Consider the following 25,382-nt stretch of genomic DNA (forward strand, 5'->3'; position numbering starts at 1 on the left):
CGACTTCGAGAGGAGATGTCCGTGCGACACGTCGTCGGATTCTTTGTCGGCCTCCTCCTTGCCCCCGTGGTCTTGGCGGGTGCCGGGTGGGCCCAGCCCCGCCTGGCCGAGCTGAAGGGGGCCGGGAGGACGTTCACCCAGGCGGACGGCCTGGTCACCGTGGCCGCGCTGAGCGCGCTGGCGCTGGTGGTGGGGATCGCGGCGGCGGCCCCGCGGATGACGCCGCTGCTGCCGGGGGTGGCCGGGCTGAGCCTGCTGGCCGCCAGCGCGGTGGCGGTGGTGCGCCCGGCCCTGGCCGAGCGGGTGCCCGGCTTCGTCCCCGGGGCGGAGGGCGCGGTGCTCCTCGCGCAGCTGGGGGTGTTCCTTCCGGTGGCGGTGGTGCTGGTGGTGCCGCTGCTGATCCCCGCGCGCTGGGTCTCCGACGACCCGGCGGGGGTCACCGAGGAGGAGTACTTCGACGGCCTCTACGACGAGGACTACGAGGAGGAGCCGGGGCAGGCGCCGCGGGGGCGGCGCCGCCACGCGGTGTGAGGGCCCCACCGGGCCCCGCCCGGGTGGGGCCCCTCCCGTCCGGCCGGGCGCGGTGCGACCGGGGCGGGCCGGGTGCTTCCACGGGGCGGCCGCTCCCCCGCCGCCGGGGCGGTCAGCGCCAGCGGGGGCCCCAGCCGGAGCTCTTGGAGACGCCGGGCGGCAGCGGCGGCATCTTGGGGGCGCGGCGCGGCTCTTCGCGGTCGTCCTGCTCGGCGGCGTCGTAGGCGCTGAGCATCTCCGGGGTGAGCACCGGGATCTGCTCGGTGACCGGGGGGTAGGCCTGCCAGTCGTCGGCGGGGGCGATGCCGGGTGCCCGGTCGGGGCGGTCTGCGGGCGGTTCGGCGCGGCCGCCGTCGGGGGCGCCGCCCGGTTCCCGCTCCGCGGGGCCGGCCTCGGGGCCGGGGGCGTCTTCGGGGGCTCCGGAGGCCGGGTCCGCACCGGGGCGGCCGTCCCCGCCGCCGTCTCCGGGGCCGGAGCCCTCGGAGGCGGAGGGGGCGCCGTCGGCGGGCCCTGCGGGGTGCTCGGCGTCCGCGTCCGGGGCGGGGGCGTCCGGGGCCCCTTCCGCCTCGGGGGCGTGGTCCTGCTCCTGCTCCGGCCAGGGGGCGGTGCCGGGTTCCGCTCCGTCCGGGGCGGGCAGGGGCGCGTCGGCGGCGGGCAGCGGATCCCCGGCGTCTTCCGGCGGCCCGGGGACCTCCACCGGCGCGGGCAGGCCGGCCTCGTCCGCCTCGGCGGCGGCCTCGCCCGGCCAGGGAAGGAGCTCCTGGTCCGCGGGGTCCTCGGCGGGGGGCGCCGCGGAGGGGTCCGGGGCGGGGGCCACCCGGGGGAAGGCGCCGGAGGGCGTCTGGGCGGGGGCGGCCAGGCGCCACCAGCGCTCCAGCTCCTCGCCGGTGACCTCGTGGGCGACCTCCAGCCACCCGCTGACGTGGGGGTGGCGGCGGCCGGGGTTCCAGGAGCGGGGGTAGGGCTGCTCGGCCAGGACCAGGACGTGCTCGCCGTCGTGGGTGGGGATGTCGGCGGGTACGCCGTCGTTCCACACCCAGGAGCCGTCCAGGGCGAGCAGGTTCCACCAGCCGCGGACCGGGCCGGCCTGGGGGTCGGGGTCGGCGTCGCGGAAGGCGGCGGTCCAGCGCGGGTCGGGGCGGTGGCCGGGCAGGCCCTGGCCCTCCGGGCCGACCAGGGCGTCGGCGAGCAGGGTGTGCAGCTGGAAGTTGTCGCCGATGCCTTCGAAGAACACCTGGAAGCCGCGGCCGGTGGCGCGGTCCAGGACCAGGGCGGAGGTGGCGCCGGTCATCCGCAGCAGGGCGCGCATCTCGTCGAACTCGGGCAGGGTGCCGGAGAGCTGGTTGGCGATGGCGATGAGCTCGGCGCTGAGGGCGGCGTCGCCGCGGACGGCGGCGCGGACGCGGTGGTCGCCGAGCATGGTGGCGGCGGCCAGGGCGTGGCGGCGGATGGTCCACCAGCAGATGGTGGCGGTGGTCGCGGTGTCGCCGAGGCGGGCGGAGACCCGCTGCTCGGCCTCGGCGGTGACCTCGTCGGGGTCGGGCGGGGCGCCGGGGCCGGTGGCGTTCCAGGCGTGCAGGAAGACGGTGGCGCCCTGGCCCATGGTGCGCAGCAGCCGCACGATGGTGGTGCCGGCGTCGCCGGGCATGGTGCCGCATTCGACCAGGGCGCCGGCGACGACGCACAGGTCGGCGGTGATGCCGGGGCCGGTGTGCGCGCCTTGCAGCAGGGTGCCCAGGGCCTCCAGCGCCAGTTCCCGTTCTTCGGCGGGGACCTGGTGGGCCCCGCTGTAGACGCGGTGCACGGCGTCGGGGAACCGGTGGGTGTCGGAGGCGACGGAGGCGTCGATCAGCTCCTGGAAGGCGGCTCGAAACTCATCGATCACTCGGGCATCCTTCCATAAAACAGACACGGGGTGGTCACAGGCCGAGACGGGTGACGGCGTTGTCTTCCAGCGGGTTCGCGGTGCGGATGTAGGCGTGGACGGTGCGGGGGTTGGTCCAGCGGCCCTGGCGCATGATCTCGCGGTCGGCGGCGCCGGCCAGGGCGGCCTGGGTGGCGAAGCCGGCGCGCAGGGAGTGGCCGCCGAAGGCGTCGGGGTCCAGGCCGGCGCGGGCGGCGTAGCGCTTGACGAGCTCGGAGACGGCGCGCCCGGACATCGGGCGGGCGGCGATGCGGCCGTGCCGGTCGATCGGGGGGAAGAGGGGGCGTGCGGCGCCGTCGGCCAGGCCGGTGGGCGCGGCGGTGTGGCAGCGGTGCGGGGCGCGGGGGCCGGTGGGGGGAGGGTCCTGCTCCAGGGCGGTGCGCAGCGCGGCGGGGCCGCCGTCGCGGTGGGCGGTGAGCAGGTCGGCCCAGTCGGCGTAGGCGCACACCGGGCAGGTGGGGCGGCGGGTGCCGCGGGGCAGGGCGACCTGCTGGGAGTGGCGGGCCTCCTGGTCGGTCTTGGTGGCGTTGAGGCGCAGGACCAGCATCGGGTCGCCGGTGCGGGGGTCGGTGTCCAGGGCGGTGTCGTCGAAGGTGAGGGCGGCCAGCTCGCTGCGGCGCAGGGCTCCGGCGAAGCCGCAGAGCAGGAGCAGGGTGTCGCGGGCGCGGGCGGCGCCTGAGGGGTGGCCGGGGTCGGGGCGCTGCTCCAGCAGGGCGGTCAGGGTGTGCAGCAGGACGGGGCGCTTGCGGCGGGGGGCGGCGCGGCGGCTGCGGCGGATGCCGCGCAGGGTCATCCGGACGACTTCGGAGCGGGTGGGCGAGGCCAGGCCGTGGGCGCCGTGCACGGCGGCGACGGCGGCGGCCTTGCGCTCCAGGGTGGAGGGCGACAGGGCCCAGCGGTCGGGGTCGTCGTCGCGGACGGTGTCGGCGGCCGCGGCGAGGTAGACGGCGACGTCGACGGGTTCGGCGGGCAGGCTGGTGCGGTTCTCCGCGGCGCACCAGGCGGCGAAGGCGGTCCAGTCGGCGCGGTAGGCGCGCAGGGTGTTGGGCGATTGGGCGGCCGACAGGTAGCGGGCCAGGGCGTGGGCCTGGTCGTCGTCGAAGCGGGCGCGCACCCGGGCCAGTGCGCGGGTGTCGACCAGGACGCTGGTGGTGACCTGGGTCAGGCGGGTGCGGACCTCGGCGGGCACGGCCAGGGCTCCGGGCCCGTCTGCGGGGTGCTCACCGGGGTCGCCGTCGGGGGTGCCGGTGCTCTCGTGCGTCGTTTCGCCCACGGTGCACCATGATGGCGCATCCGGGGGGCGGGTCGGTGCAGGCGGGGCCGGTGGTGGCGGGTCCGGTGCTCAGCCCAGCCCGCCGCGCAGCGCGTCGAAGAGCTGGGCCGGGGAGCCCAGGGAGAACAGGGCGATGGCGGAGGCGGCGGTGGCCAGGGCGAACAGGGCGGCGGCGGTCTTGCGGCGCAGCCAGGCCGCCGCGGCGGCGCCGGCGGCGGGCACGGCCAGCGCGCACACGATGAGCCCGAGCAGGTAGAGGGCGGTGGTGCGCAGGGCGTCGGGGGCGGGGTCGGTCTCGCCCATCAGGGCGATGCCCTCGGCGAGGATGAGGATGAAGAACAGGGCGGAGCCGATGAGCCAGAGCGCGGCCAGGCCGCTCCACAGGGCGATGGGCCAGCGGGGCGGCCCGTCCAGGGGGACGGGGGTGCGGCGGCGGGAGGCCGCTCTGCCCGGCCCGCCGGGCCGCTCGCCGCCGCGGGGGGCGGCCGGGGCGGGCCGGGCCCCCGCGGGGCGGGTGCGCTTGTTCTTGTTCTTCTTCTTGGGTGACATGCGTGTTCTTCCCTGGGCGGGCCGGCGGCCGGGGTGCGGCCGCTCCCCCGCCTCTCGGTGTCCGGTCGGCCGGGCTCCGCGGTGGGGTCAGGCGGGTCCGGGGGCCAGGTGGATGGCGGTGATGTAGATGAGCGGCCAGGCGAGCAGGGCCAGGCAGCACAGGGCGGCGCGGCGGTCGCCGGCGACGGTGGTGACGGCGGCGGCCAGCAGCGGCAGGCCGGCGGAGGCCGCGAAGCCGAGGGTGTACCACTCGGCGGCGGAGTCGTCGCCCGCGGAGGTCGCGTTGAGGTAGCCGATGGGGCCCAGGACCAGGGCGGCCACGGCCAGCACCGCCGCGACGATGCGGATGCCCGCGGGGTGGCGGGTGTTGGACCCGGGGGCGCCGCCGCCGGGGCGGCCGCCGTTGTCAGCCGGTGGCACGGTTCGCGTTCCCTTCGGCGGTTCGTAGGGGCGCGGGGGACGTCGGTGGCGGGGCGGGTGAGTCCAGCACGGTGACGCGTGTGCCTTTCAGCCGGTGCGGCGGGGAGGGTGCAGGGAAAAGGGCGGGTTCGCGAACGCGGCCCGCGGTGCAAGGCATGCTACCGCCGCCCGGGCCCGTTCGCTCCGGTGGCGTGCTGTGTCCCGGCGCACCCGGGGCGGGGTTTTCGGCCGGCGGTGTGGAATTCGGGGGCGGTGGTCCCCGGGGCCGCGGTGTCGTGGTGGCGGCCGGCGAAGAGTTCGCGGTCGCGCAGCAGGCCCTCCCGGGTGGAGCCGGGGCGCAGGTGCGGTGCGGCGGTGTCGGCGGTGAGGATGCGGGCTTCGCACGTGCGGCGGCGGCGCTCGCCGGACATGCGGCCCGGTGGCAGGCGCAGGGCCTGGGCGGCGCGGCCGCTGCGGCGGTGGGCTGCGGTGGGCGGCGATGCCGTGCTGGGACGGCCCGGCGCGGTCGGCGGAGAGGGCGCCGGCGGGGCGGCCGTCCAGGGTCTCGACGGCCGGGCGGAAGGTGCTGCCGCCGGAGGGCCGGCGGCGGCCTGGGCCCGGTGGCCCTCTTCGGAGCGGGGCGGTGTCGGTGTCCGTCTCCTGGAACAGGCGCCGGTCGCCGGGTTCCGCGCCGCGCGGCCGGGCGGCGCGCCCTGTCCGCAGCCGGTCCATGGGCGCAGTCCGGCCAGGGAGCAGTCCGGTGGAGGCGGGTGCGGGGCGTCCAGTGGTTTTCCCGGTGCGCCCCTTGCCCCTCCGGTGCGGGTCCGCTCCCCCGGCCCGGTGTCCCCTCTTCTGGGGGCTCAGCCGCCGGGGTGCAGTGCGTCGTCGAGGATCCGTCCGGGGCGGGCCCACAGCAGGGAGCCGCCGGCGTCGGGGTCGGTGCGCAGGCGGGCGGCGGGGATGCGCGAGGCCAGGGTGCGGCACCGGTCGGGCGAGTGGGCGCGGTCGTGGGCGCCGTAGTGGATGGAGACCGGGACGGTGATCCGGTCCAGGCCGAGGTTCCAGGGGGACATGGCCAGCACGGTGTCGGCGGGGTAGCCGGCCGGGCCGCCGGACAGGCCCTCCTCGAGGGCGGCGCGGAACATCCGCCGGAAGCCGGGGTCGGTGTAGACGGGGGCGTCGCAGGGCGGGTGGGAGCCCAGGACCATGTCGAAGAGGTCGCCGGCGGTGTAGTCGGCGAAGGTGCGGGCGGCCCGGTCGGGGGCGGCGGCCACCTCTGCCAGCAGGTCCTGGAAGTGGGCGGGCAGCAGGGGGCGCAGGGCGGGGTGGGCGGCCTCGTCGGCGGGCGAGGCCAGGACCAGGCGGGTGGCGGCGCCGGCCAGGGCCGCGGCCAGCGCGAAGGGGGCGCCCTGGGAGTTGGCGACGATGGGGGCGGGGCCGCCTGCGGTGGCGCGGGCCAGGTGGGCCAGGTCGGCGCCGACGCTGGTCAGGGTCTTGGCGGGGTGGGGGGCGGAGGCGCCCAGGCCGGGCCGGTCCAGGGAGATCAGCCGGACGCCGCGGCGGTGCGGCAGGGGGCCGCCGAAGCTCATCCGCCGCCCGGTGGCGGCGCCGGGCACGAACAGCACGGGGGTGCCGCCGGGGTCGCCGTATTCGGCGTAGGCCAGGGTGCGGCCGTCGGGCAGGGGAACGGAGCCGGTGGCGGTCGGGGCGGTGTCGTGGTGCACGGCGGGGATGCTAGCGGCCGGTGCGGGGTCGGCGCCCGTTCTTTTCCGCCGGTGGGGGCCGGGGCCCTGCGGTCCGTGTGCTCCGGGAGCGGGGCGCGAAGGTCTGCGCGGGCGCGGGGCTCCGGCGGGACCGGGGCCGCCCTTCGGACGCTCGGGGCGGGTGCGGGGGTGTTCCGGGGGCGCGGTCCGGCGGCGCTCCCGCTCTCCCCCGGCCGGTGCGGTGCGGGGCGCCGAGCGGGCCGCGGGGCCCCGCTGAGGGCGGCGGCGGGCGGGTCAGGTGGCCGGGGGCCAGGGTTCGGCGCGGCCGCACAGCCCGGCGAAGCCGGCCAGGACGCGCAGGTCGCCGATGCTGCGGGGGGCGGCGGCGAGCAGGTCCGGCGAGTAGACCAGGGCGGCGACGAGCTGGGCGCGGGACAGCGCGACGTTGAGCCGGTTGCGGGAGAGCACGAAGTCCAGCCCGCGGGTGAGGTCGGCGGCCGAGGAGGCGGTCATGGAGCAGATGACGGCGGGCGCCTCCTGGCCCTGGAAGCGGTCGACGGTGCCCACCCGCACGTCGTCCAGGCCGGCCTGGGACAGGGCGCGGCGCAGGGCGCGCACCTGCATGTTGTAGGGGGCCACGACCAGGACGTCCTCGCCGGTGAGCTCGCGCGGGGCGGTGGCGCCGGGTTCGGTGGCGGTGCGGCCGACGAGGCGGGCGGCGATCGCGACGACCTGCTCGACCTCTTCGGGGCTGTGGACGGTGCGGCCCTGGTGGGCCACGGGGGCGGCGTACAGGCCGGCCGGGATGCCGTCGATGCGGCGCCGGGCGGCGGAGGGGTGGGCGTGCAGCATGCCGCGGTAGGACAGCTCGGAGACGGGGGCGCACACGGCGGGGTGCATGCGGCGGGTGCGGTCCAGGAAGTAGCCCAGGGCGGGGTCGATGATCTCGGCGCCGCCGACGAGGTGCTCCAGGGCGGAGGCGGCGGCGCCTTCGCCGTGGGAGCCCTGGACGACCTGGGGCAGCTGCTGGGGGTCGCCGAGCAGGACGAGGTTGCGGGCGGCGGTGGACACCGCGAGGGTGTCGGCCAGGGAGAACTGGCCGGCCTCGTCGATGATGAGGACGTCGAAGGGGTCGGCGGCCAGGGCCTCGTTGGCGAAGTTCCAGGCGGTGCCGCCGACGAGGTGGCCGGCGCCGGTGGTGGTGCGCCAGGCGGCCAGGGCCTTGACGCTGGAGGGCTGCTCCCAGGGGGCGTCGGGGTCGGCCTTGCGGCCGGAGGGGCGTTTGGCGCAGGGCAGCGGGGCGCCGTCGCGGCGGGCGGCGGCCAGGGCGGCGCGCAGCACGTTCTCCACGGCCTTGTGGCTGGTGGAGCAGACGCCGACGGTGAGGCCGCGGGCGGTCAGGTCGCGGATGAGGCGGGCGGCGAGGTAGGTCTTGCCGGCGCCGGGCGGGCCCTGCACGGCGAGGTAGGAGCCGTCCAGGAGGCGGACGGCGCGGATCGCGGCGGCGACGGTGTCGGGGGTGCCGTCGGGGGCGGGGTGGTCGGCGGGGTCGGGCAGGGGTGCGCCGCCGGCCAGCCGGGGGCGGGCGCGGCGCAGCAGGTCCAGGCCGGGGCCGGGGGGAAGGTCGGGCAGGGCGGGCAGCGCGGTCTCGGTCAGCGTCCACAGCGCGGCGTCCTTGGGGGCGGAGCGCACGGGGGCGCCGGGCAGGGCGGCGGCGGGGGCGCGGGCGTAGGTGTCGCCGGGGTCGCTGGTCTCGGTGAGGGTGAGGGACTCGGCGGAGGCGGCGGTGACCTCGGCGTCGACGGCGTCGGAGGGCTGCCCGGGCGGGCCGGGGTAGAGCAGGCGGATCTTGTCGCCGGCGGTGAAGGGGTGGGGGCGGGCGGGGTCGGCGCGCAGTTCCACCTCGCGGCGGGATTTGCGCTGGCGGCCGGTGGGGTCCTGCCAGTCGCCGGTGCGCACCCGGACGGGCACCAGGCAGTCGTTGTCGGTCTCGAGTTCTTCCAGGGGCGCCGACAGGCGGCGGAAGAAGTCCCACCAGGAGGGGTTCTCCTCGCGGCGGTAGTAGCCGGCCAGGGCGGCCAGCAGGGCGCGGGCGGCCTGGGCGGGGGTGCGGTCGGCGGGGTCGGGGGCGACGCCGTCCAGGAGGGGGCCGGTGAGGGCGCGCAGCCGGTCCTCGGCCTCTTCGCGCAGGCGGCGGCGTTCGGCGGCGCGCTCGTCGGCGTCGTCGGGGGCGGCTTCGCCCTGGTGGGCGGGGCGGGCGGTGATGCCGTGGTCGGTGCGGAGCTCTTCGAGCCAGTCGCGCAGCCGGGCGGTGGAGTCGCAGTCGTCGCGGTTGTAGTCGGCGATCTCGTCGAGGATCTTGGCGGCGCGCAGGCGGTCGCCTTCGGCGGCGGCGGCGAGGTGCTCGGCGTAGGCGTCGATGCTGGAGGCGGCGGTGGTGACGCCGCCGCTGCGGCCGGCGTCCAGGTAGAGGGGTTCGAGGTACTTGATGGAGTAGGAGCGCTGGGAGACCCGCAGGCTCTTTTTGACCACGGTGAACAGGTCGACCAGGCGGCGGTGGCGCAGCAGCTCGTCGACCTCGGTCTCGCGGGTGCCGAACTCGGCGGCCAGGAGTTTGAGCCGGTCGGCCTCGTAGGAGGCGTAGTGGTAGATGTGCGCGCCGGGGTCGCGGTCGATGCGTTCGACGGCGAAGTCGACGAAGGCTTCGAAGGCCTGCTTCTCCTGGGTGCGGTCGTGGGCCCAGAAGGCGTGGAAGCGCTCGGTGCCGGTGTCGTCGGCGGCGGTGGCGCCGAAGAGGTACTCCAGGCCGCGTTCGCCGGCGCCGGACTGGTGGTAGGGGTAGCCCTCCATGTCGAAGAAGACGTCGCCGGGGCTGGGGGCGGGCAGGGAGGCCAGGCCGTCGGGCGAGTGGACTTCGGCGATGACCGACCCCTGGGGGTCGGCGTCGGTGCGGGTGGCGTCCTGGCGGACCTGGAGTGCGGCCTGGGCGCGCAGCCGGTCGTAGGAGTGGCGGGGCAGGGCGGCGGGGCGGTCGCCGTCGGTGGCGGCGGCCAGCGCGTCGATGGTGGGCAGGCCGGCGTCGGTGAGTTTGCGGGCCTGGTCGGTGCGGATGCCGGCGACCAGGGAGAGGTGGCGGGCGCCGGTGCGGCCCTCGGTGCACAGGGCGGCGTAGCCGCAGCCGTCGCAGGCGGGGCGGGGCTCGCCCCACAGCGGGTCGGGCAGGCGCAGGTCGGCGGGGTCGAGGGGGTGGCCGGCGGGGGCGGTGAGGCGGTCGGTGAGGCGCCGGGTGATGGTGTGCAGGGCGGGGGTGAACTCGGCGGCGCGGTGGGTGTGGGAGGTGCCGTCGCCGGTGATCAGGTGCATGTGCTCGGGGGCGGGTGCGCCGGCGTCGGTGAGGGCCTGGGCGTAGGCGGCCAGCTGCAGGACGGCGGAGGGGCCGGGGCGGCGGGCGAGCTTGGTGTCGTGGGGTTCGTAGCGGCGGGGGTCGGCGCCGTCGACGGTGCGGCCGGTGGCGGGGTCGACCGCGGTGCTGACGAGGAAGTCGGCGCGGCCGTGGAAGGCGATGCCGGGGGCCAGGCGGTGGTAGAAGGCGCCCTGGTAGACGACGGGGGCGCCGTCGGCCATGGCCTGGGCGGTGGCGCGGGCGGCGCGGAGCATGTCGGCGTGGCCGGGGTGGGGGTCGTCGATGGCGACGACGCCGTCGTCGCCGAAGAGGGCGCGCAGCCGGTCCAGTTCGGCGCGTTCGTGCTCGTGGCCGTGCTGGGCGATGAGGGGGTCGATGTCGGCGGGGGCGGGTGCGCCGGGGAGTTTCGCGGCCAGCGCGGTCTTGAGTGCGCTGCGGTGGCCGCACTCCATGGCGTCGACCAGGTCGGTGGGTGAGATGACCCATCCCGCCTCGTTGCGGAACACGTGAGGCGCCCCTTTCCCGCCGGTCCCTGTGGTCCCAGCCGTTTCGGCTCGTGGGGCATTGTGCCACCACCGGGGGTCGCCGGGGGCCGCCTTGGCGGGGGTGTGTCCGCACGGGTGCGGCCCCGGGGCGGGTGCCCCGGGGCCGCGGAGAGGAGGAGGGGGCGGGTCAGCCCACGACCTTCCACTCGACGTCGGCGACGCCCTGGGCGGTGCTGGCGATGCTCTGGAAGGAGGCGGTGGACAGGTCCAGGCAGCGGCCCTCGACGAAGGGGCCGCGGTCGTTGATGGTGACGGTGACCGACTTGCCGTTGGCGGTGTTGGTGACCTCGACCTGGGTGCCGAAGGGCAGCTCCTTGTGGGCGGCGGTCATGGCGCCGGGGTCGAAGGCTTCGCCGCTGGCGGTGAGCCGGCCTTCGCCGTACATGGAGGCCTGGCAGGTGCCGCCCTGGCCGCCGGAGGATCCGGCGGTGTCGTCGGCGGCGGCGGTGGCGGCGCCGGCGGCGCCGAGGGTGGCGCCCGCGAGGGCGGTGACGGCCAGGGCGCGCTTGGTCGCGCGCTGAAGGGCGGAGCTGCGGGAAGGCGTGTGGTTACCCACTGGAGATTGTTCCTTCGAACGGGAGTCACGAGATCGGCTGCGCGGGGATCGGCCCGCCTGGGGCGGGGCCGGGCGCTCGTCTCGGCGGCGCAGCGGGCCGCCCGGGTCCAGGGGCGGCGGGTATTGGCTGGTCAGGGCCGCAAGGGTGCGGTGGCCAGCGGATGCGACCCTAAATCATCACGGGCGGGTAACGGAAACCGAAACCCGGGGTTTGTGCTGGTTGTCACAGGTGCCGGGGGTGGGTGGGAGCCGCCCGGTGCGTTCCGGATCGCCCGCGCCGCAGGGGTTCGCGGGGATGTGCGGGGCGTCCGGGCGGGGCGGGTGCGGAAAGCGGGGGCGGGTGCGGCCCCGGGGAGGGTCGGGTGCGGGTCGCGGGTTGCGCGGGTGTGAGCAAAGGCACCGGCAAGAAAGAAGGGCGGGGCCGGACGCCGGGCCGGGGAAGGAGCGGCGCACCGGTCCCGGGGCGGCCCCTTCCCGGCGGCCGCCCCGAGGGGCCGTCGGGAAGGGCCGCCCGGCGCCTACCCGGTGGTCCGGTCGGCCCGCCGGGCCTCGGGCCGCGCCTCGGGGCGCGGGCCGGGCAGCGGGTGCGGGGGCCGGCCGCGGCGGGGCGGCGGGCCGCCGGGGAACAGCGCCGCGGCCGGGTCGGGCAGGTCGACGCCGTTGAGGGCGGCCGCCGCCCGGGACAGGGCCGGGGTGTCCAGGTGGCCGCCGGTGGCGATGATCGCCGAGCGCAGCGCCTGCACCACGTCGGCGCCGCAGGCCAGGGCGGCGTAGTGGGCGGCCACCGCCGGGGTGCGGGACTGGCCCGCCGCGCAGTGCAGCAGCACCCGCTTGCCCTCCGCGCGCAGCCCGGCCACGGCGGACGCGGCCTCGTCCAGTACGAAGTGCAGGTTGAGGTTGGCGTTCTCGGCGTCGGCCAGCCACACCTCGACCCGGTCGCGGGCCGGCAGCCAGGACGCGGTCTCGCCGGGGCCGAGCCGGTTGAGGGAGACGACCGCGTCCACCTCGGGGGCCGAGCGCAGGTAGGAGAGGTTGCCCAGGACCACCCCGGGGTCGTGCGGGTGGGGGGTGTGGAAGGGCCGCTCGATGGAGGGGTGCAGGCCGGTGTGGGCGCCGTCGCTCTCCGGCCAGGCCCCGGGGGCGCTGCCGCGGGCCAGCACGACGGCGCGGGCGATCAGGGCGCGCGGCGCGACGATGTCGGTCAGGCGCCGCTGGGCCTGGAGCGGGACGCCGGAGGCGCCCCACCGGGCGCCGGCCATCGCCCCGGCGTACATCGCGGCCTCGTCCCCGCCGGCGGCGTAGGCCCGCCACACCGCTTCGACCAGCTGGGAGCAGGGGAACACGGCCCGGGCGGGCTCCAGGGCGGGGACGGGGGCGGTGCGGGCGGCGGACCAGCCGGCGCCCAGCGGGGTGTGCGGGGAGGCGGCGGGGTCGGGCGGGGGGATCTCGCCGTGGGCGACGGTGGCGCGCAGGGCGCGGGCCCAGGACAGCTCGGGTGCGCTGTCCACGGCCTTGGTGATCGCGGAGGGGGCGCGCAGGCCGCGCAGGGCGGCGGCGGCCAGCCAGGCCAGCAGGGCGGGGCCGGTGCCGTCGCGGTCGGGGCGGGCGGCCTCCTCCGCCATCGCGGGGGGCGCCCCCACGATGCAGGCGGCCGCGGCCGCGCCCAGCCAGGCGCCGGCCGCTCGGTCGTGGCGGGGGTCGTCGCGGTGCCAGGGGGAGGCGGAGGGGGTCGGCCGGGGGTCGGGCGTGGCGGGCATCAGGGGGCTCCTCAACGGGGTGGGCGCCGCGGCCGTCTTCTCTTATGCCCTCTAGAGATCCGGTCACCGCGGGTTTGCCGCATCCGGCCACCGCCGCGCCGGGGCGGCGGCCGGCCCGCCGCCGGCCCTCGGAGGCTGTCGGGTATGCGGCCGGCCGGCCGGAGTGTCCGGGCGCGGGCCGGGAGGGGCGGGGATCGGGGGCCCGGCGTCGCCGCGGCCGCTGCGGGCCGTGCGCCGCCGGGCCGCCGTCCCCCTCCCCCGTCGGTCTTGGCGCTGGGCCCCATCGGAGGGCTCCAGTGGGGCCCGGCGCCAAGGCCGACGCCCGGTGCGGGGTTCTCCCGTCAACGATCTGCGCCGCCGGGCGCGGGGCGCCCTCCCCGCCTCGGCGGGCCTCTTCGCCTCCGGGGCGCCGGGGCCCGCTGCGGCGGGGGCGTCCGGGCGGCCGCCCCGCGCCTCCCCTGCCGGGCCCGTGCGCACGGCGCGGCTCCGGGCCCCGGTGGGGCGCCCTGAGCCCGTTGGGCGGGGCGGCCGCGGGACCGCCCGGGTCCGGCCGGGGCGGTGCCGGACCCCCGCCGGGGGCAGGGGCCGGAAGAGGCCGGCGGGCCCTCCCCCCTCGGCCGCGCCGGGCTCAGCAGGGGGCGGGCGCCGCGCGGGCGAGGCGGGCCCGGTGGTAGCGCAGGGCCAGGGCCTCGGCGATGCCGGGGTCGGGGCGCTCGGGGGTGCACAGCGGGGCGGTGACGGCGTCGGCCCCGCAACCGGCCAGGCGGGTGTGGAACAGGCCGGGCGCCAGCAGCCAGGACGCCGCCCACACCCGGCCGCCGTGGCGGCGGCGCAGCCGGGCCGCGGCCTCGGCGGCGGTGGGGGCCGCGGTGGCGATGAACCCCGGTTCGACGGGGGCGGCCACCAGGGCGGACAGTGCGCGGGCGGCGGTGGCGGCCTCGGCGAGCGCGCGCGGGTCCGAGGAGCCGGCGGCGGCCAGCACCACCGGTTCCCCGGGGCGGTGGCCGGCTTCGCGCAGCCGCCGGGCCGCGGCCCGCACCGTGCGGGGCTCGCCGTCCAGGGCGGGGGCCACCGGGACCTCGGCGCAGCCGGCGCGCGCCAGCTGGGCGGGGATGTCGGTGCGCACGTGGTAGCCGGAGGCCAGGAACGCCGGCACCACGATGGCCCCTCCCCCGGCCTCGGCGGCGGCCCGGCCGACGTCGGGGCCGGTGATGTCGGCGTAGCCCAGCCGCACCCGGGCTCCGGAGGCGTGCGCGGTGGCGCGGGCCAGGGCGCGGGCGGTGGCGGCGGCGCGGGGGTCGCGGGATCCGTGCACGGCCAGCACCAGTACGGGTGCCGCGGCGGGCGGGCGGTGGGTCACGGTCGCCTCCTGGCGTGGTGGGCGGGTGCGGTGTCGCGGCCGGTCAGGTCTGCGGGGGCGGGCAGGGCGCCGTCTCCAGGGCCAGGCGGTAGCCGCGCTTGACGACGGTCTGGATCATCCGGGGGCGGCCCAGGGCGGTGCGCAGCCGGGCGACGGCGGTCTCCACGGCGTGGGTGTCGGCGTCGGGGCCCAGGGCGGCCAGCAGCTCCTCGCGGGGGCGCACCCGGCCGGGGCGGGCGGCCAGTTCGCGCAGCAGCCGCATCAGGGCGGGGCTGAGCGGGCGCAGCGCCCCGTCGACTTCGGCTGCGCGGCCGCGCAGCCGCAGGGTGTGCCCGGCGACGGGCAGGGCGGGGGCGCGGCGGGGCAGCTCCTCGGCGAGGTGGCGGACCAGGGCGCCGATCCGGCCGCGGGCCGGCCACAGGGCGGGGACGTCCTGGTCGAGCAGGGGCGCGGCGGTGACCGGGCCGACGCAGGCGGCCAGGGGGCGGGCCTGGTGCAGGGCGCGCAGCAGGGGGCGGTGGGCGCCGGTGGCGCGGGCGCGCTGCAGCAGCCCGGCGGCGGCCGGGGCGCTGGTGAAGGCGAGGGCGTCGATGTCGCCGGAGGCGGCGGCGTCGATGAGGCGGTCCAGGGGCGCGGTGTCGGCGGGGGCGGTCCACCGGTAGACGGGGACGCCGACGACGTCGGCGCCGGCCATCCGCAGGGCCGCGCAGAAGTCGGGCAGGGGCTCGCCGTGCAGCTGGACGGCGATGCGCAGCCCTTCGACGCCGTCGCGCAGCAGGCGGTCCAGGACCTCGGCGGAGGACTCGGAGGGCGGGGACCACTCCTCGGTGAGGCCGGCGGCGCGGATGGCGCCCTTGGCCTTGGGGCCGCGGGCCAGCAGCCGGGCGGTGCGCATGGCGCGGGTGAGGGCCTCGGCCAGCCCCCAGGTCTCGCAGGCCTCCAGCCAGCCGCGGAAGCCGATGCCGGTGGTGGCGACGACGACGTCGGCGGGGTGGTCGATGAGGTCGCGGGAGGCGGCGGCCAGGGCCCGGTCGTCGCTGAGGGGGACGATGCGCAGCGCGGGGGCGCACACCACGTCGGCGCCCTTGCGGCGGAGCATGGCGGCCAGTTCCTCGGCGCGGCGGGCGGCGGTGACGCCGACGGTGTAGCCGGCCAGGGGCGCGGGGCCGGTCCGGTGGTCGGGTGCGGCCGGTCGGGCGGCGGCGGTCATCGGTTCTCCTCGCGTGGCCGCCCCGGGGCGCGGGGCGGGTCCTCGGTCCGGGGCGGCGCTGCTCGCGGCGGGGTGCTGGGGTCGGTGCGGGGCGGTCGGGCCCTCCCCTCTCCCCGGGGCGGCGCCCGCGGGGAGGGCCCTTCCCGTCTAGAGCGGCTCGGCGCCGACGAAGACGCGGCCGCCGTCCTCGAGGACGGGGTAGGCGGCCAGGCGCACGCCGGGGTCGTCCAGGCTGGCGCCGGTGCGCAGGGCGAAGCGGTGCTTGAGCATCGGCGAGGCGACGGTGGGCTCGCCGGCGCGGTCGCCGACGATGCCGCGGGACAGCACCGCCGCGCCGGTGAAGGGGTCGGTGTTGTCCAGTGCGTACAGCGCGCCGTCGTGCGTGCGGAACAGGGCGGCCTGGGCGCCGCCGGGCAGCAGCACGGCCACCCCCCGCTCGGGCTGGAGCCGGTGCGAGGCGCAGGCGGGCACCCAGGTCGGCGCGGCGGTGCGGTGCGGTGCGGTGGTCGGTGCGGTCATGGCGGTCCTCCGGGCGGGTCAGGTGCGGGCCGGGGCGGCGGGCATGCCCAGGTGGACCGGGGCGGCCGGGACCGGCTGGTCGCGCACGGTGGTGAAGGAGATGGTGGGGTCGGGCGCCTGGGGGGCGTTGCTGAAGGAGGCGAACCGGGCGAGCTTGTCGGGGTCCTCCAGGACGCCGCGCCACTCGTCGCGGTAGCCGGCGACGTGGGCGGCCATGTCGGCCTCCAGGTCGGTGGCGATGCCCAGGGCGTCGTCGACGACGACGGCGCGCACGCGGTCCAGGCCGCCGTCCAGGGCCTCCAGCCAGGCGGCGGTGCGCTGCAGCCGGTCGGCGGTGCGGATGTAGAACATCAGGAACCGGTCGATGCAGCGGACGAGGGCGTCGTCGTCGAGGTCGGAGGCGAGCAGCCGGGCGTGGCGGGGGGTGAAGCCGCCGTTGCCGCCGACGTAGAGGTTCCAGCCCTTGTCGGTGGCGATGACGCCGACGTCCTTGCTGCGGGCCTCGGCGCACTCCCGGGCGCAGCCCGACACCGCGGCCTTGATCTTGTGCGGGGCGCGCAGGCCGCGGTAGCGCAGCTCCAGGTCGATGGCCATGGTCACGGAGTCCTGCACGCCGTAGCGGCACCAGGTGGTGCCCACGCACGACTTCACGGTGCGCAGGGCCTTGCCGTAGGCGTGGCCGGATTCGAAGCCGGCTTCGACCAGGCGGGCCCAGATGGCGGGCAGCTGCTCGACGCGGGCGCCGAGCAGGTCGATGCGCTGGCCGCCGGTGATCTTGGTGTAGAGGCCGAAGTCGCGGGCGACCTCGCCGATGGTGATGAGCCGGTCGGGGGTGATCTCCCCGCCGGGGATGCGCGGCACCACCGAGTAGGTGCCGTTGCGCTGCAGGTTGGCGAGGAAGTGGTCGTTGGTGTCCTGCAGGGCGGCCTGCTCGCCGGCGAGGATGTGGCCGTTGCCCAGCGAGGCGAGGATGGAGGCGACGGCGGGTTTGCACACGTCGCAGCCGCGGCCGGTGCCGTGCCGGGCGATGAGCTCGGAGAAGGTGGTGATGCCGGTGGCGCGGGCGATCTCCATCAGCTCGGCGCGGGAGCGGGTGAAGTGCTCGCACAGCGCGGAGGACTGCTCCACCCCGGCGTCGGCGAGGAGGGTCTTGAGCATCGGGACGCACGAGCCGCAGCTGGTGCCGGCGCAGGTGGCGGCCTTGAGGGCGGGCACGTCGGCGGCGCCGCCGGCGATGGCGGCGCGCAGGTCGCCCTTGGTGACGGCGTTGCAGGAGCAGATCTGGGCGTCGTCGGGCAGCGCGGAGGGGCCGGCGGCCTCGGCGCCGGCCGGGGAGATCAGCGCCAGGGGGTCGCCGGGCAGCGTCCGGCCGACCAGGGGGCGCAGCGCGGCGTAGCCGGAGGCGTCGCCGACCAGCACCCCGCCCAGCAGGGTGGAGGCGTCGTCGGAGACGACGAGTTTGGCGTAGCGGCGGGAGGCGGCGTCGTTGACGACGACGTCCAGGGCGCCTTCGGTGCGGCCGTGGGCGTCGCCGAAGCTGGCGACGTCCACGCCGAGGAGTTTGAGCTTGGTGGAGGAGTCGGCGCCGGTGAAGGCGGCGGTGCCGCCGAGCAGCCGGTCGGCGACGGTGTCGGCCATGGCGTTGGCGGGGGCGAGCAGGCCGTGGACGGTGCCGTCGTGGCTGGCGCATTCGCCGATGGCGTAGACGGCGGGGTCGCTGGTGCGGCAGGCGTCGTCGACGGCGGCGCCGCCGCGCGGGCCCAGGGCCAGGCCGGCGGCGCGGGCCAGGTCGTCGCGGGGGCGGATGCCGGCGGAGAAGACCACGACCTGGGCGGGCAGGGAGGTGCCGTCCAGGTCGAGGGCGGCGGCGCGGCCGCCGGGGCCGGGCAGGATCGCGGTGGTGGCGGTGCCGGTGTGGGCGGTGACGCCCAGGTCGGCGACCATGCGGGCGAGGAGCGCGGCGGCGCCCTGGTCGATCTGGGCGGGCATCAGGTGGGGGGCGAGTTCGACGACGTGGGTGTCCAGGCCGAGCAGGCGCAGGGCGTTGGCGGCCTCCAGGCCGAGCAGGCCGCCGCCGATGACGGCCCCGGTGGCGGCGGTCCGGGCGGAGGCGGTGATGGCGTCCAGGTCGTCGATGGTGCGGTAGGGGTGGCAGCCGGGCAGGTCGGCTCCGGGGACCGGGGGGATGAACGGGGCCGAGCCGGTGGCCAGCACCAGGGCGTCGTAGCCCAGGACGGCGCCGGCGGAGGTGGTGACGGTCTTGGCGGCGCGGTCGATGGCGGTGGCGCGTTCGCCGGTGCGGATCTCGGCGCGGCCGGACAGGTCGGGCAGGGCCAGGTCGGCCGCGGTGGCGCCGTCGAAGTAGGAGGAGAGGGCGACCCGGTCGTAGGCGGGGCGGGGCTCCTCCCCGATGACGGCGGCCTGCCAGGCGCCGGCGGTGTCGGCGCGGGTGAGGGCGTCGACGAGGCGGTGGGCGGCCATGCCGTTGCCGATGACGATGAGTCGTGCCATGCGGGTGGTCCTCTTCCTGCGTCGCACGGTGCCGTCCGGGTGCGGGGGCGGTCGGCTCCCACGTAATCCGCACCGGGTTTCGGGTTCGTCAGGCGGAGATGACCGGGGTGTTTCGTTGTGCTGTCAGCGCTGGTCAGCACCGAGTGAGAGGGGTTCGGCGCGGGCGGGGCGGGAATCGGGCGGCCCCGATCGCGGCGGGAGGGCACCGTTTCCGCGGGGATCCGGGGAAAACGCCGCGCGGTCGAACGCGGGTTCGGATACTGGTTCCCGTGAACGCTTGGAGGCATCATGTCTGTCATGAGCATCGGGGAGACGGCACCGCCGGACCGGCCGCTGACCGTGGAGGACCTGCAGCGCATGCCCGACGACGGCAGGCGCTACGAGCTGGTCGACGGGAGGCTTGACGTGTCTCCCGCTCCGAAGGGGATCCACAACATGGCCGCGGGCAGGCTGGAGTGGCACCTGAACAACCAGAGGCCAAAGGACTACGTGGTCATCCACGAAGCCGGTGTCAATCTCAATGCCGACCGTACGCGGCATCGTATCCCCGATCTTGCGATGTTCCAGGGAGAGGACTACGAGGACGGGTATTTCGATCGCCCTCCCCTGCTCGCTGTCGAGGTCCTCTCTTTCGAGAGCGTGTTCCGGGACAACCACACGAAGCGGCGTGAATACGCCGCTTTCGGTATCGAGTCCTACTGGATCATCAGCCCCTTCCGGGAGAAGCCGGGCATCACCGAACTCCGGCTGGAAGGCGGCGTCTACCAAGAGGGAGCCGTGGTCTACGGGACCGACGTCTTCACCACCGAGACCCCCTTCCCTGTGTCGATCGTCCCGTACTGGCTGATCGGCATGGACGGCGACTGGCGCGAGCACATCGGCGGCCCCGGCGCCGGGCAGGGCTGACCCTGGAAACCGGAAAGGGGCGGGTCCGGTGCGCACGGCGTGCGCACCGGACCCGCCCCGGCCCCTCCCCGGGGCCCGCGGGTCAGCGGCCCGAGATCAGCTCGGCCAGCCGGGCATGGCCCGAGGTGGTCGCCGCCTGCTCGGCCTCGCGCCGGTCGGCGGTGCGGAACAGGCGGTAGATGAGCTGCACGCCGGCCCAGCGCAGCGGTTCGGGCTCCCAGGGGCGCACCCTGCGCCCCACCCACGGCAGCCGGGTCAGCTCGGTGTCGCGGCCCAGCACCAGGTCGCGCAGGGTGCGCCCGGCCAGGTTGGTGGTGGTCACGCCGCTGCCGACGTACCCGCCGGCCCAGCCCAGGCCGGTGCGCGGGTCGGCGTCGACCGTGGAGCACCAGTCGCGGGGCACCCCCAGCACCCCGCACCAGGCGTGCGCGACGGGCACCTCGGCGGCGTCGGGGAACAGCCGGGTCAGCACCCGCCACAGCGCGGCGATGGTCTGCGGCTGGGTGGCGCCGCGCACGTCGGTGGCCGACCCGAACCGGTAGGGCACGCCGCGCCCGCCGATGGCGATCCGGTCGTCGGCGGTGCGCTGGGCGTAGATGTAGGCGTGCGCCTCGTCGCCGAGGAGTTCGCGGCCCTGCCAGCCGATGCGGTCCCAGGCCTCGGCGCCCAGGGGCTCGGTGACGATCATCGAGCTGTTCATCGGCAGCCACTGGCGGCGCTGGCCGGCCAGGGAGGCGGTGAAGCCCTCGGTGGCGCGCAGCACGAACTGGGCGCGCACCTCGCCCCGGTCGGTGGCGGCGGTGGCGGGGGCGGCGCCGGTGCGCGGCCGGATCTCGGTGACGGCGGTGTCCTCGTAGATGTGCACGCCCAGCGCCTCCACGGTGCGGGCCAGGCCCAGGGCGAGCTTGGCCGGCTGGATCCGGGCGCAGTGCGGCGAGTAGGCGGCGGCCAGCGCCCCGGCGACGCGGATCCGCCGGTCGCGCTCGCCGGGGTCCATGACGTACAGGTCGCCGGGGCCGTAGCCCCAGTCGCGCAGCTCTTCGACCTCGGCGAGCAGGCGTTCGCGCTGGGCGGGGTTGGTGGCGGCGTGCACCAGGCCGCCCTTGGCGATGTCGGCGTCGATGCCTTCGCGCCGGGCGGTGTCGATGACCTCGTCGACGCCGGCGAACATGGCGTGCTGCAGGTCGATCATGGCGCGGCGGCCGCGGGCGGCTGCGTGCCGGCGGCGGGACCCGGCGAACTCCGCCGACAGCCAGCCGCCGTTGCGGCCGGAGGCGCCGAACCCGGCGAACTCCCGCTCCAGGATGCAGATCCGCAGGTCGGGCTGGTCGCGTTTGAGGTAGTAGGCGGTCCACAGGCCGGTGTAGCCGCCGCCGACGATGCACACGTCGTAGTCGGCGGAGCCGGGCAGCGGGGCGCGGCGCTCGGGCAGCCCGGTCTGGCGGTACCAGAAGGACACGCCTCCGTTGGCGAAGTGCGGTGAGCGGGGTACCCGGCTCAGGCGGGCGGCGGCGGGCAGCAGGTGCATCGGGGTGTGCGGGCGGCGGGTGCGCCCTTTCCTCCTTGTCGCGGCGGTGCGGGGCGGGTCAGGTGGCGGTCTGCTCGGCGCCGGGGTCGTCGGCCAGCAGCACGGCGTCGGCGGCGGCCCAGGACAGGGCGACGTCGTCGCCGGGGCGGGCGGTGCCGATGGCGCCGGCGTGCTCGCGGGCCAGGGCGGTGGTCCCGTCGGGCAGCCGCAGCCGGAGTTTGCGGGCCGAGCCCAGGTAGACGGCGCCGGTGACGGTGGCGGGCAGGACGTGGCGGTGGTCGGTGTGCTCGGGGGCCTGGCCGGCGGGGTGCACGGTGATGCGTTCGGGGCGGATCACCAGGGCGGCGCGGTCGGCGGAGGGCGGCAGGTCGCCGCGGCCGCTCAGCGGCCGGCCGCAGGCGTGCACCGCGGGGGCGCCGCCGCCGCGGCGGACGGTTCCGGTGAGGACGGTGGACTCGCCGAGGAAGCGGGCGGTGAACAGGGTGCGGGGCCGCTCGTAGAGCTCTTCGGCGGTGCCGAGCTGCTCGATGCGGCCGCGGTTGAACACCGCGATCCGGTCGGACAGCGCCAGCGCCTCGTCCTGGTCGTGGGTGACGTAGACGAAGGTGGTGCCCAGTTCGGCGTGGATGCGCTTGATCTCCAGCTGGAGGCGGTCGCGGAGCTTGCGGTCCAGGGCGCCCAGGGGCTCGTCCATGAGCAGGGCGCGGGGGCGGTAGACGATGGCGCGGGCCACGGCGGCGCGCTGCTGCTGGCCGCCGGAGAGCTCGGCGGGGCGGCGGTGGGCGAACCCGGTGAGGCCGACGGCGTCCAGGGCGGCCTCCACCAGGCGGGCGCGCTCGGGCCCGGGGGTGCGGCGCTGCTTGAGCGGGTAGGCGATGTTGGCGGCGATGCTCATGTGCGGGAACAGGGCGTAGTGCTGGAAGACCATGCCCAGGTCGCGGCGGTGCACGGGGACGGGGCCGACGTCGGCGCCGTCGATGTGCAGGGTTCCGGTGTCGGCGTGGGCGAACCCGGCGATGATGTTGAGGGTGGTGGTCTTGCCGGACCCGGAGGGCCCGAGCAGGGTGATGAACTCTCCGGGGCGCACCTTCAGGGAGACGCCGTCGACGGCGGTGAAGCCGCCGAAGCGCTTGGTGACCGCCCGGAGCCGGATGGAGGCGCCGCGCCCGGCGAGGTCGGCGGGCGCCGGGGCGGCGGCGGGTTCAGCCTGCATGGCTCCTCCTGGACATCAGCAGTGCGGCTGCGGTGACGAGGGCGGTGGTGGTGCAGATGATCAGGGTCGCGGCGGCGGCGATGGTGGGGTCGGTGTCGCGGGTGACGCTGCTGTACATCTGCACCGGCAGGGTGCGCAGGTAGGGGCTCTGCACGAACAGCGAGACCACGACCTCGTCGAAGCTGGTGACGAAGGCGAACAGGGCTCCGGCGGCCACGCCGGGGGCGATCATCGGCAGGGTGACGGTGCGGAAGGCGGTGAGCGGGCCGGCGCCCAGGACGGCGGCGGCCTGCTCGTAGCGGGTGTCGAAGCCGCGCAGTGCGGCGGTGACCGGGATGACGACGAAGGGCAGCGCCAGCACGGTGTGGGCCATGAGGAACCCGAAGAAGGTGCCGGTGAGGCGGAGCTGCAGGAACAGCCCGTACATGCCGATGGCGACGACCACGCCGGGCACGATGACGGGGGCCAGCAGCGCCCCGTGGGCCAGCGGCAGGCCGCGCACCTTGGCGCGGGTCAGGCCCAGGGCGGCCGCGGTGCCCAGGACGGTGGCGGTGGCGGTGACGGCCAGTGCGACGGTCAGCGAGTCCAGCAGGGAGCGCGACCACTGCGGGTCGGTGAAGAAGTTGGCGTACCAGCGGGTGGACCAGCCGGTCGGGGGGAACGCCAGGGAGGCCTTGTCGGTGAACGACAGCGGCACCACGACCAGGGCGGGCAGCACCAGCCAGGCGCCGGTCAGGGTGCAGAAGACCCACAGCGGCAGCAGGTGCGGGCGCGGGCGCCCGCGGGCGGGGCGCGCCGCGGGGGCGGCGGTGTCGTCGGGGGCGGTCATGGTCTCCTCCGGTTGCCGCTGAGGTGCAGGGCCAGGGAGCCCAGGGCCAGCAGGCCCAGGGTCATGGCGAGCAGGACGACGCCCATCGCGCCGCCGCGCCCCCACTCCAGCAGCCCGTTGACCTGGGTGAAGATCTCCTGGGAGAGCAGGGAGTCCTCGGGTGAGCCGAGTAGGGCGGGGGTGACGTAGAAGCCCAGGGCGTTGATGAAGACGGTGAGCGCGCCGGCGGCCACCCCGGGCAGCGACAGCGGCACGTAGACCTGGAGGAAGGCGGCGGCGGGGCGGGCGCCGAGGCTGCGCGCGGCCGACAGCAGGCGGCGGTCGACGCCGGCCATCACCGCGTACAGCGGCAGCACCATGAACGGCAGCAGCATCTGCACCATCGCGACGACGACCCCGGCGGGGGTGCGGATGAGGTGCAGCGGGCCCAGTCCGGCGGCGCCGAGGACCTGGTTGATCAGGCCGCTGTCCTGCATGAGGATCATCCAGGCGAAGGTGCGCACCATCAGGCTGGTCCAGAACGGGACCAGCACCAGCAGGGTGAGCAGGGCGCGGCCGCGGGCGCCGGCGCGGGTCATGGCGTAGGCGTAGGGGTAGCCCAGGGCGAGTGCGGCCAGGGTGGTCCAGGCGGCGGTGGTGAAGGTGCGGCCCAGCGCGTCGAGGTTGGCGGGGTGGGTGAAGAACCAGGTGAAGTTGGCCAGGCCGGGCTGGGGGTCGGTGAAGGCGCGCCAGGCGATGCCGGCCAGCGGCACCCCGAAGAAGACCAGGAGCGCGGCCAGGGCGGGCAGGAGCAGCAGGGCGGGGCGGCGGGCGGCGGCGCGCGCCGCCCCGGAGGCGGGCGCGGTGGCGGTGGCCATGGCGGTCACCGCCCCGCCAGCCAGGACGACCAGCCCTGGACGAGGTCCTGCTGGTTGGCCGACCACCACTGCCGGTCCACCGGGGCGGCCCGGTCGGCGCGGCCGGGGGCGGTGGTCATGAACTCCGCGGCGGTGGCGTCCAGGGCGGGGCGGGCGCCGGTGTGGATCGGCGAGTAGGAGGTGAGCTCGGTGAGCCGGGCCTGCTGGTCGGCGCCGAGGTAGTAGTTGATCAGCGCCATGGCCGAGCGGGGGTTGCGGGTGCCCTTGACGACGCCGAGGGAGTCCATCACGGGCAGCCAGTCCTCCCAGGAGACGGCGTAGGGGGCGCCGTTGTCGGCGGCGGCGTAGGCGCGGCCGCTCCACACCATGGCCATGTCGACCTCGCCGGACTCCAGGAGCTGCTGCTGCTCGGCGCCGGTCTCCCAGAAGACGAGGTCGCCGCGGACGGTGTCGAGGCGGTCCTGGGCGCGGGGGACGTCCAGCGGGTAGAGGTCGCCGGGGGCGACGCCGTCGGCGAGCAGGGCGGCCTCGTAGGGGCCGGGCGCGGGGTCGTTGGGGATGCCGCTGATGCCGCGCTTGCCGGGGTAGGCGCGGGTGTCGAAGAAGTCGGCCCAGGTGGTGGGCGGGTCGTCGGGGTAGGCCCGGGTGCTGTAGGCGAGCACCATGCCGTACTGCATGGCGGGCACGGTGCACTCGCCGACCAGGCCCTCGGGGACGCCGGCGGTGTCGATGGCGGTGAAGTCCAGCGGCATGAGCAGGTCGCCGCAGTGGGCTTCGCCCCAGATGGCGTCGGTGTCGACGACGTCCCAGGTGACGGCGTCGGCTTCGACCTGGGCGGCGATCTTGGCGTAGTCGGTGGGGCCGTCGGTGACCACGCGGGCCCCCGATTCCTCGGCGAAGGGGTGTACGGCCGCCTCCTCCTGGCCCTTCTGGTAGCTGCCGCCGTAGGAGACGAAGGTCATCGCGGTGCCGTCCAGGGCGCCGGGGCGGACGGTGCCGGCGCGGGGCGGGCCGGATCCCAGGTCGATGCCGGCGGGTTCGGCGGGCGGGGCGCAGGCGGCGGCGGTGAGCAGCAGCGCGGCCAGGGCGGCGTGGGCGGTGCGGCGCGGGTCGGGGGGCCGGGGGCGGGGCGGTCTCATGGGGGTCCTCCCTGGGGGCGGGGCGGCGGAGGCGGTTCGCCCGGTGGTCCGGAGGTCGTTCAGTCGGGGGTGGCGGGGCTGATGATCCAGAGCACCTCGGCGGGGCCGTCACCGGTGTTGGCGGCCAGGTGCGGCACCGAGCTGGGGTGCTCGATGGAGTCGCCGGGGCCCAGGTCGTGGGCGTGCTGGTCGGTTTCGGGCCCCAGCCAGATGCGCACATGGCCGGCGATGACCAGGAAGATCTCCTGGGAGTCGCCGTGGGTGTAGGGGGTGGGGCTGGTGCGGGCGCCGGGTTCCAGGTCGGCGGCGTAGACCTCGACGTTGCGCAGCGGCGTCTGGGAGATGAGGTACTTGTGCACGCCCTGGGCGCCGTCCAGCCGGGGCCGGTCGGCGCGCCGCACCACCTGGGGGCGGGCGGGGGCGGTCTCGTCGAACAGGTCGGCCATGGTGATGCCCAGGGCGGCGGTGATGCGGCGCAGGGTGCCGATGCTGGCGTTGGTGCGGCCGCGTTCGAGCTGGCTGATGAAGCTGGGGCTGGCCTGGGCGATGTCGGCCAGGGTGCGCACGGTCATCCGCCGCATGGTGCGGAACTGCCTGATCCGGGGGCCGGGGCCGGTGTCGCTGCTGGAGGGCATGCCACCTACCGAAGGTTCAGTTCACTGCGACTGAA

21 protein-coding genes are annotated in these 25,382 nt (G+C 77.1%); 2 read left to right on the forward strand and 19 right to left on the reverse strand.

All coding sequences use genetic code 11. From position 1 onward, the window contains the following. The first annotated feature begins 66 nt into the window (after positions 1–66). On the forward strand, positions 67–531 hold the full coding sequence (locus tag J0910_RS15190; protein WP_420159159.1) for a hypothetical protein: 465 nt from the start codon (positions 67–69) through the stop codon (positions 529–531). Positions 532–643: 112 nt separating this feature from the next. On the opposite strand, the gene J0910_RS15195 is transcribed toward J0910_RS15190, so the two are convergent. From J0910_RS15195 to nirB, 13 genes are all read right to left on the reverse strand, one after another. Then, complete coding sequence (locus tag J0910_RS15195; protein WP_420159160.1) at positions 644–2,416, reverse strand: hypothetical protein; 1,773 nt, start codon at positions 2,414–2,416, stop codon at positions 644–646. Between the two features lie 34 nt (positions 2,417–2,450). Beyond that, complete coding sequence (locus J0910_RS15200) at positions 2,451–3,728, reverse strand: tyrosine-type recombinase/integrase (protein WP_420159161.1); 1,278 nt, start codon at positions 3,726–3,728, stop codon at positions 2,451–2,453. Positions 3,729–3,797: 69 nt separating this feature from the next. Further along, positions 3,798–4,277, reverse strand: coding sequence for a hypothetical protein (locus J0910_RS15205; protein ID WP_420159162.1), 480 nt, complete (start codon positions 4,275–4,277; stop codon positions 3,798–3,800). 87 nt (positions 4,278–4,364) lie between these two features. Beyond that, a complete protein-coding gene (locus tag J0910_RS15210; protein ID WP_420159163.1) occupies positions 4,365–4,697 on the reverse strand; it encodes a hypothetical protein in 333 nt (110 codons plus the stop codon). A 158-nt stretch (positions 4,698–4,855) separates the two neighbouring features. Next, a complete protein-coding gene (locus J0910_RS15215) occupies positions 4,856–5,107 on the reverse strand; it encodes a hypothetical protein (protein ID WP_420159164.1) in 252 nt (83 codons plus the stop codon). 429 nt (positions 5,108–5,536) lie between these two features. After that, entirely contained in the window at positions 5,537–6,400 is an 864-nt protein-coding gene (locus J0910_RS15220) for an alpha/beta fold hydrolase (protein WP_420159165.1), read from the reverse strand. 273 nt (positions 6,401–6,673) lie between these two features. After that, on the reverse strand, positions 6,674–10,288 hold the full coding sequence (locus J0910_RS15225) for a TM0106 family RecB-like putative nuclease (protein WP_420159166.1): 3,615 nt from the start codon (positions 10,286–10,288) through the stop codon (positions 6,674–6,676). Between the two features lie 166 nt (positions 10,289–10,454). Continuing rightward, a complete protein-coding gene (locus J0910_RS15230) occupies positions 10,455–10,883 on the reverse strand; it encodes a septal ring lytic transglycosylase RlpA family protein (RefSeq protein WP_420159167.1) in 429 nt (142 codons plus the stop codon). A 518-nt stretch (positions 10,884–11,401) separates the two neighbouring features. Beyond that, positions 11,402–12,640, reverse strand: a complete 1,239-nt coding sequence (locus tag J0910_RS15235; RefSeq protein WP_420159168.1) for a protein-tyrosine phosphatase family protein — start codon at positions 12,638–12,640, stop codon at positions 11,402–11,404. Between the two features lie 628 nt (positions 12,641–13,268). Next, positions 13,269–14,000 (reverse strand): sirohydrochlorin chelatase, encoded by a 732-nt coding sequence (locus tag J0910_RS15240; RefSeq protein ID WP_420159169.1) that lies wholly within the window; start codon positions 13,998–14,000, stop codon positions 13,269–13,271. Between the two features lie 43 nt (positions 14,001–14,043). After that, positions 14,044–15,210 carry a uroporphyrinogen-III synthase gene (locus tag J0910_RS15245; protein WP_420159170.1) on the reverse strand — a complete coding sequence of 389 codons (1,167 nt, stop codon included), beginning with the start codon at positions 15,208–15,210 and terminating at the stop codon, positions 14,044–14,046. Between the two features lie 147 nt (positions 15,211–15,357). Further along, entirely contained in the window at positions 15,358–15,729 is a 372-nt protein-coding gene (nirD, locus tag J0910_RS15250) for a nitrite reductase small subunit NirD (RefSeq protein ID WP_420159171.1), read from the reverse strand. Between the two features lie 18 nt (positions 15,730–15,747). Beyond that, positions 15,748–18,240, reverse strand: a complete 2,493-nt coding sequence (gene nirB / locus J0910_RS15255) for a nitrite reductase large subunit NirB (RefSeq protein ID WP_420159172.1) — start codon at positions 18,238–18,240, stop codon at positions 15,748–15,750. 288 nt (positions 18,241–18,528) lie between these two features. On the opposite strand from nirB, the gene J0910_RS15260 reads away from it, so the two are divergent. Next, positions 18,529–19,146 carry a Uma2 family endonuclease gene (locus J0910_RS15260; protein WP_420159173.1) on the forward strand — a complete coding sequence of 206 codons (618 nt, stop codon included), beginning with the start codon at positions 18,529–18,531 and terminating at the stop codon, positions 19,144–19,146. An 82-nt stretch (positions 19,147–19,228) separates the two neighbouring features. On the opposite strand, the gene J0910_RS15265 is transcribed toward J0910_RS15260, so the two are convergent. From J0910_RS15265 to J0910_RS15290, 6 genes are read right to left on the reverse strand one after another with little or no spacing between them, the layout of a single operon-like run. Continuing rightward, positions 19,229–20,674, reverse strand: coding sequence for an NAD(P)/FAD-dependent oxidoreductase (locus J0910_RS15265; RefSeq protein WP_420159174.1), 1,446 nt, complete (start codon positions 20,672–20,674; stop codon positions 19,229–19,231). Between the two features lie 58 nt (positions 20,675–20,732). Then, entirely contained in the window at positions 20,733–21,887 is a 1,155-nt protein-coding gene (locus J0910_RS15270; protein WP_420159175.1) for an ABC transporter ATP-binding protein, read from the reverse strand. Then, on the reverse strand, positions 21,877–22,716 hold the full coding sequence (locus J0910_RS15275; protein WP_420159176.1) for an ABC transporter permease: 840 nt from the start codon (positions 22,714–22,716) through the stop codon (positions 21,877–21,879). The genes J0910_RS15270 and J0910_RS15275 overlap by 11 nt, the downstream gene beginning before the upstream one ends. Beyond that, on the reverse strand, positions 22,713–23,573 hold the full coding sequence (locus J0910_RS15280; RefSeq protein ID WP_420159177.1) for an ABC transporter permease: 861 nt from the start codon (positions 23,571–23,573) through the stop codon (positions 22,713–22,715). Before J0910_RS15280 ends, J0910_RS15275 begins: the two co-directional genes overlap by 4 nt. A gap of 5 nt (positions 23,574–23,578) precedes the next feature. Further along, positions 23,579–24,712 (reverse strand): ABC transporter substrate-binding protein, encoded by a 1,134-nt coding sequence (locus J0910_RS15285; RefSeq protein ID WP_420159178.1) that lies wholly within the window; start codon positions 24,710–24,712, stop codon positions 23,579–23,581. 59 nt (positions 24,713–24,771) lie between these two features. Further along, entirely contained in the window at positions 24,772–25,347 is a 576-nt protein-coding gene (locus tag J0910_RS15290) for a helix-turn-helix domain-containing protein (protein WP_420159179.1), read from the reverse strand. Positions 25,348–25,382 lie beyond the last annotated feature (35 nt).

The sequence above is a fragment of the Nocardiopsis oceanisediminis genome, from assembly GCF_048595525.1.
GTDB classification, from domain to species: Bacteria; Actinomycetota; Actinomycetes; order Streptosporangiales; family Streptosporangiaceae; genus Nocardiopsis_A; species Nocardiopsis_A oceanisediminis.

Bases quoted from the DNA above. Each gene is read 5' to 3' on its own strand.
- J0910_RS15280 (WP_420159177.1), bottom strand. From the start codon at position 23,573: ATGGCCACCGCCACCGCGCCCGCCTCCGGGGCGGCGCGCGCCGCCGCC.
- J0910_RS15260 (WP_420159173.1), top strand. From the start codon at position 18,529: ATGTCTGTCATGAGCATCGGGGAGACGGCACCGCCGGACCGGCCGCTG.
- J0910_RS15290 (WP_420159179.1), bottom strand. From the start codon at position 25,347: ATGCCCTCCAGCAGCGACACCGGCCCCGGCCCCCGGATCAGGCAGTTC.
- J0910_RS15215 (WP_420159164.1), bottom strand. From the start codon at position 5,107: ATGTCCGGCGAGCGCCGCCGCCGCACGTGCGAAGCCCGCATCCTCACC.
- J0910_RS15275 (WP_420159176.1), bottom strand. From the start codon at position 22,716: ATGACCGCCCCCGACGACACCGCCGCCCCCGCGGCGCGCCCCGCCCGC.
- nirB (WP_420159172.1), bottom strand. From the start codon at position 18,240: ATGGCACGACTCATCGTCATCGGCAACGGCATGGCCGCCCACCGCCTC.
- nirD (WP_420159171.1), bottom strand. From the start codon at position 15,729: ATGACCGCACCGACCACCGCACCGCACCGCACCGCCGCGCCGACCTGG.
- J0910_RS15245 (WP_420159170.1), bottom strand. From the start codon at position 15,210: ATGACCGCCGCCGCCCGACCGGCCGCACCCGACCACCGGACCGGCCCC.
- J0910_RS15205 (WP_420159162.1), bottom strand. From the start codon at position 4,277: ATGTCACCCAAGAAGAAGAACAAGAACAAGCGCACCCGCCCCGCGGGG.
- J0910_RS15235 (WP_420159168.1), bottom strand. From the start codon at position 12,640: ATGCCCGCCACGCCCGACCCCCGGCCGACCCCCTCCGCCTCCCCCTGG.
- J0910_RS15285 (WP_420159178.1), bottom strand. From the start codon at position 24,712: ATGAGACCGCCCCGCCCCCGGCCCCCCGACCCGCGCCGCACCGCCCAC.
- J0910_RS15265 (WP_420159174.1), bottom strand. From the start codon at position 20,674: ATGCACCTGCTGCCCGCCGCCGCCCGCCTGAGCCGGGTACCCCGCTCA.
- J0910_RS15270 (WP_420159175.1), bottom strand. From the start codon at position 21,887: ATGCAGGCTGAACCCGCCGCCGCCCCGGCGCCCGCCGACCTCGCCGGG.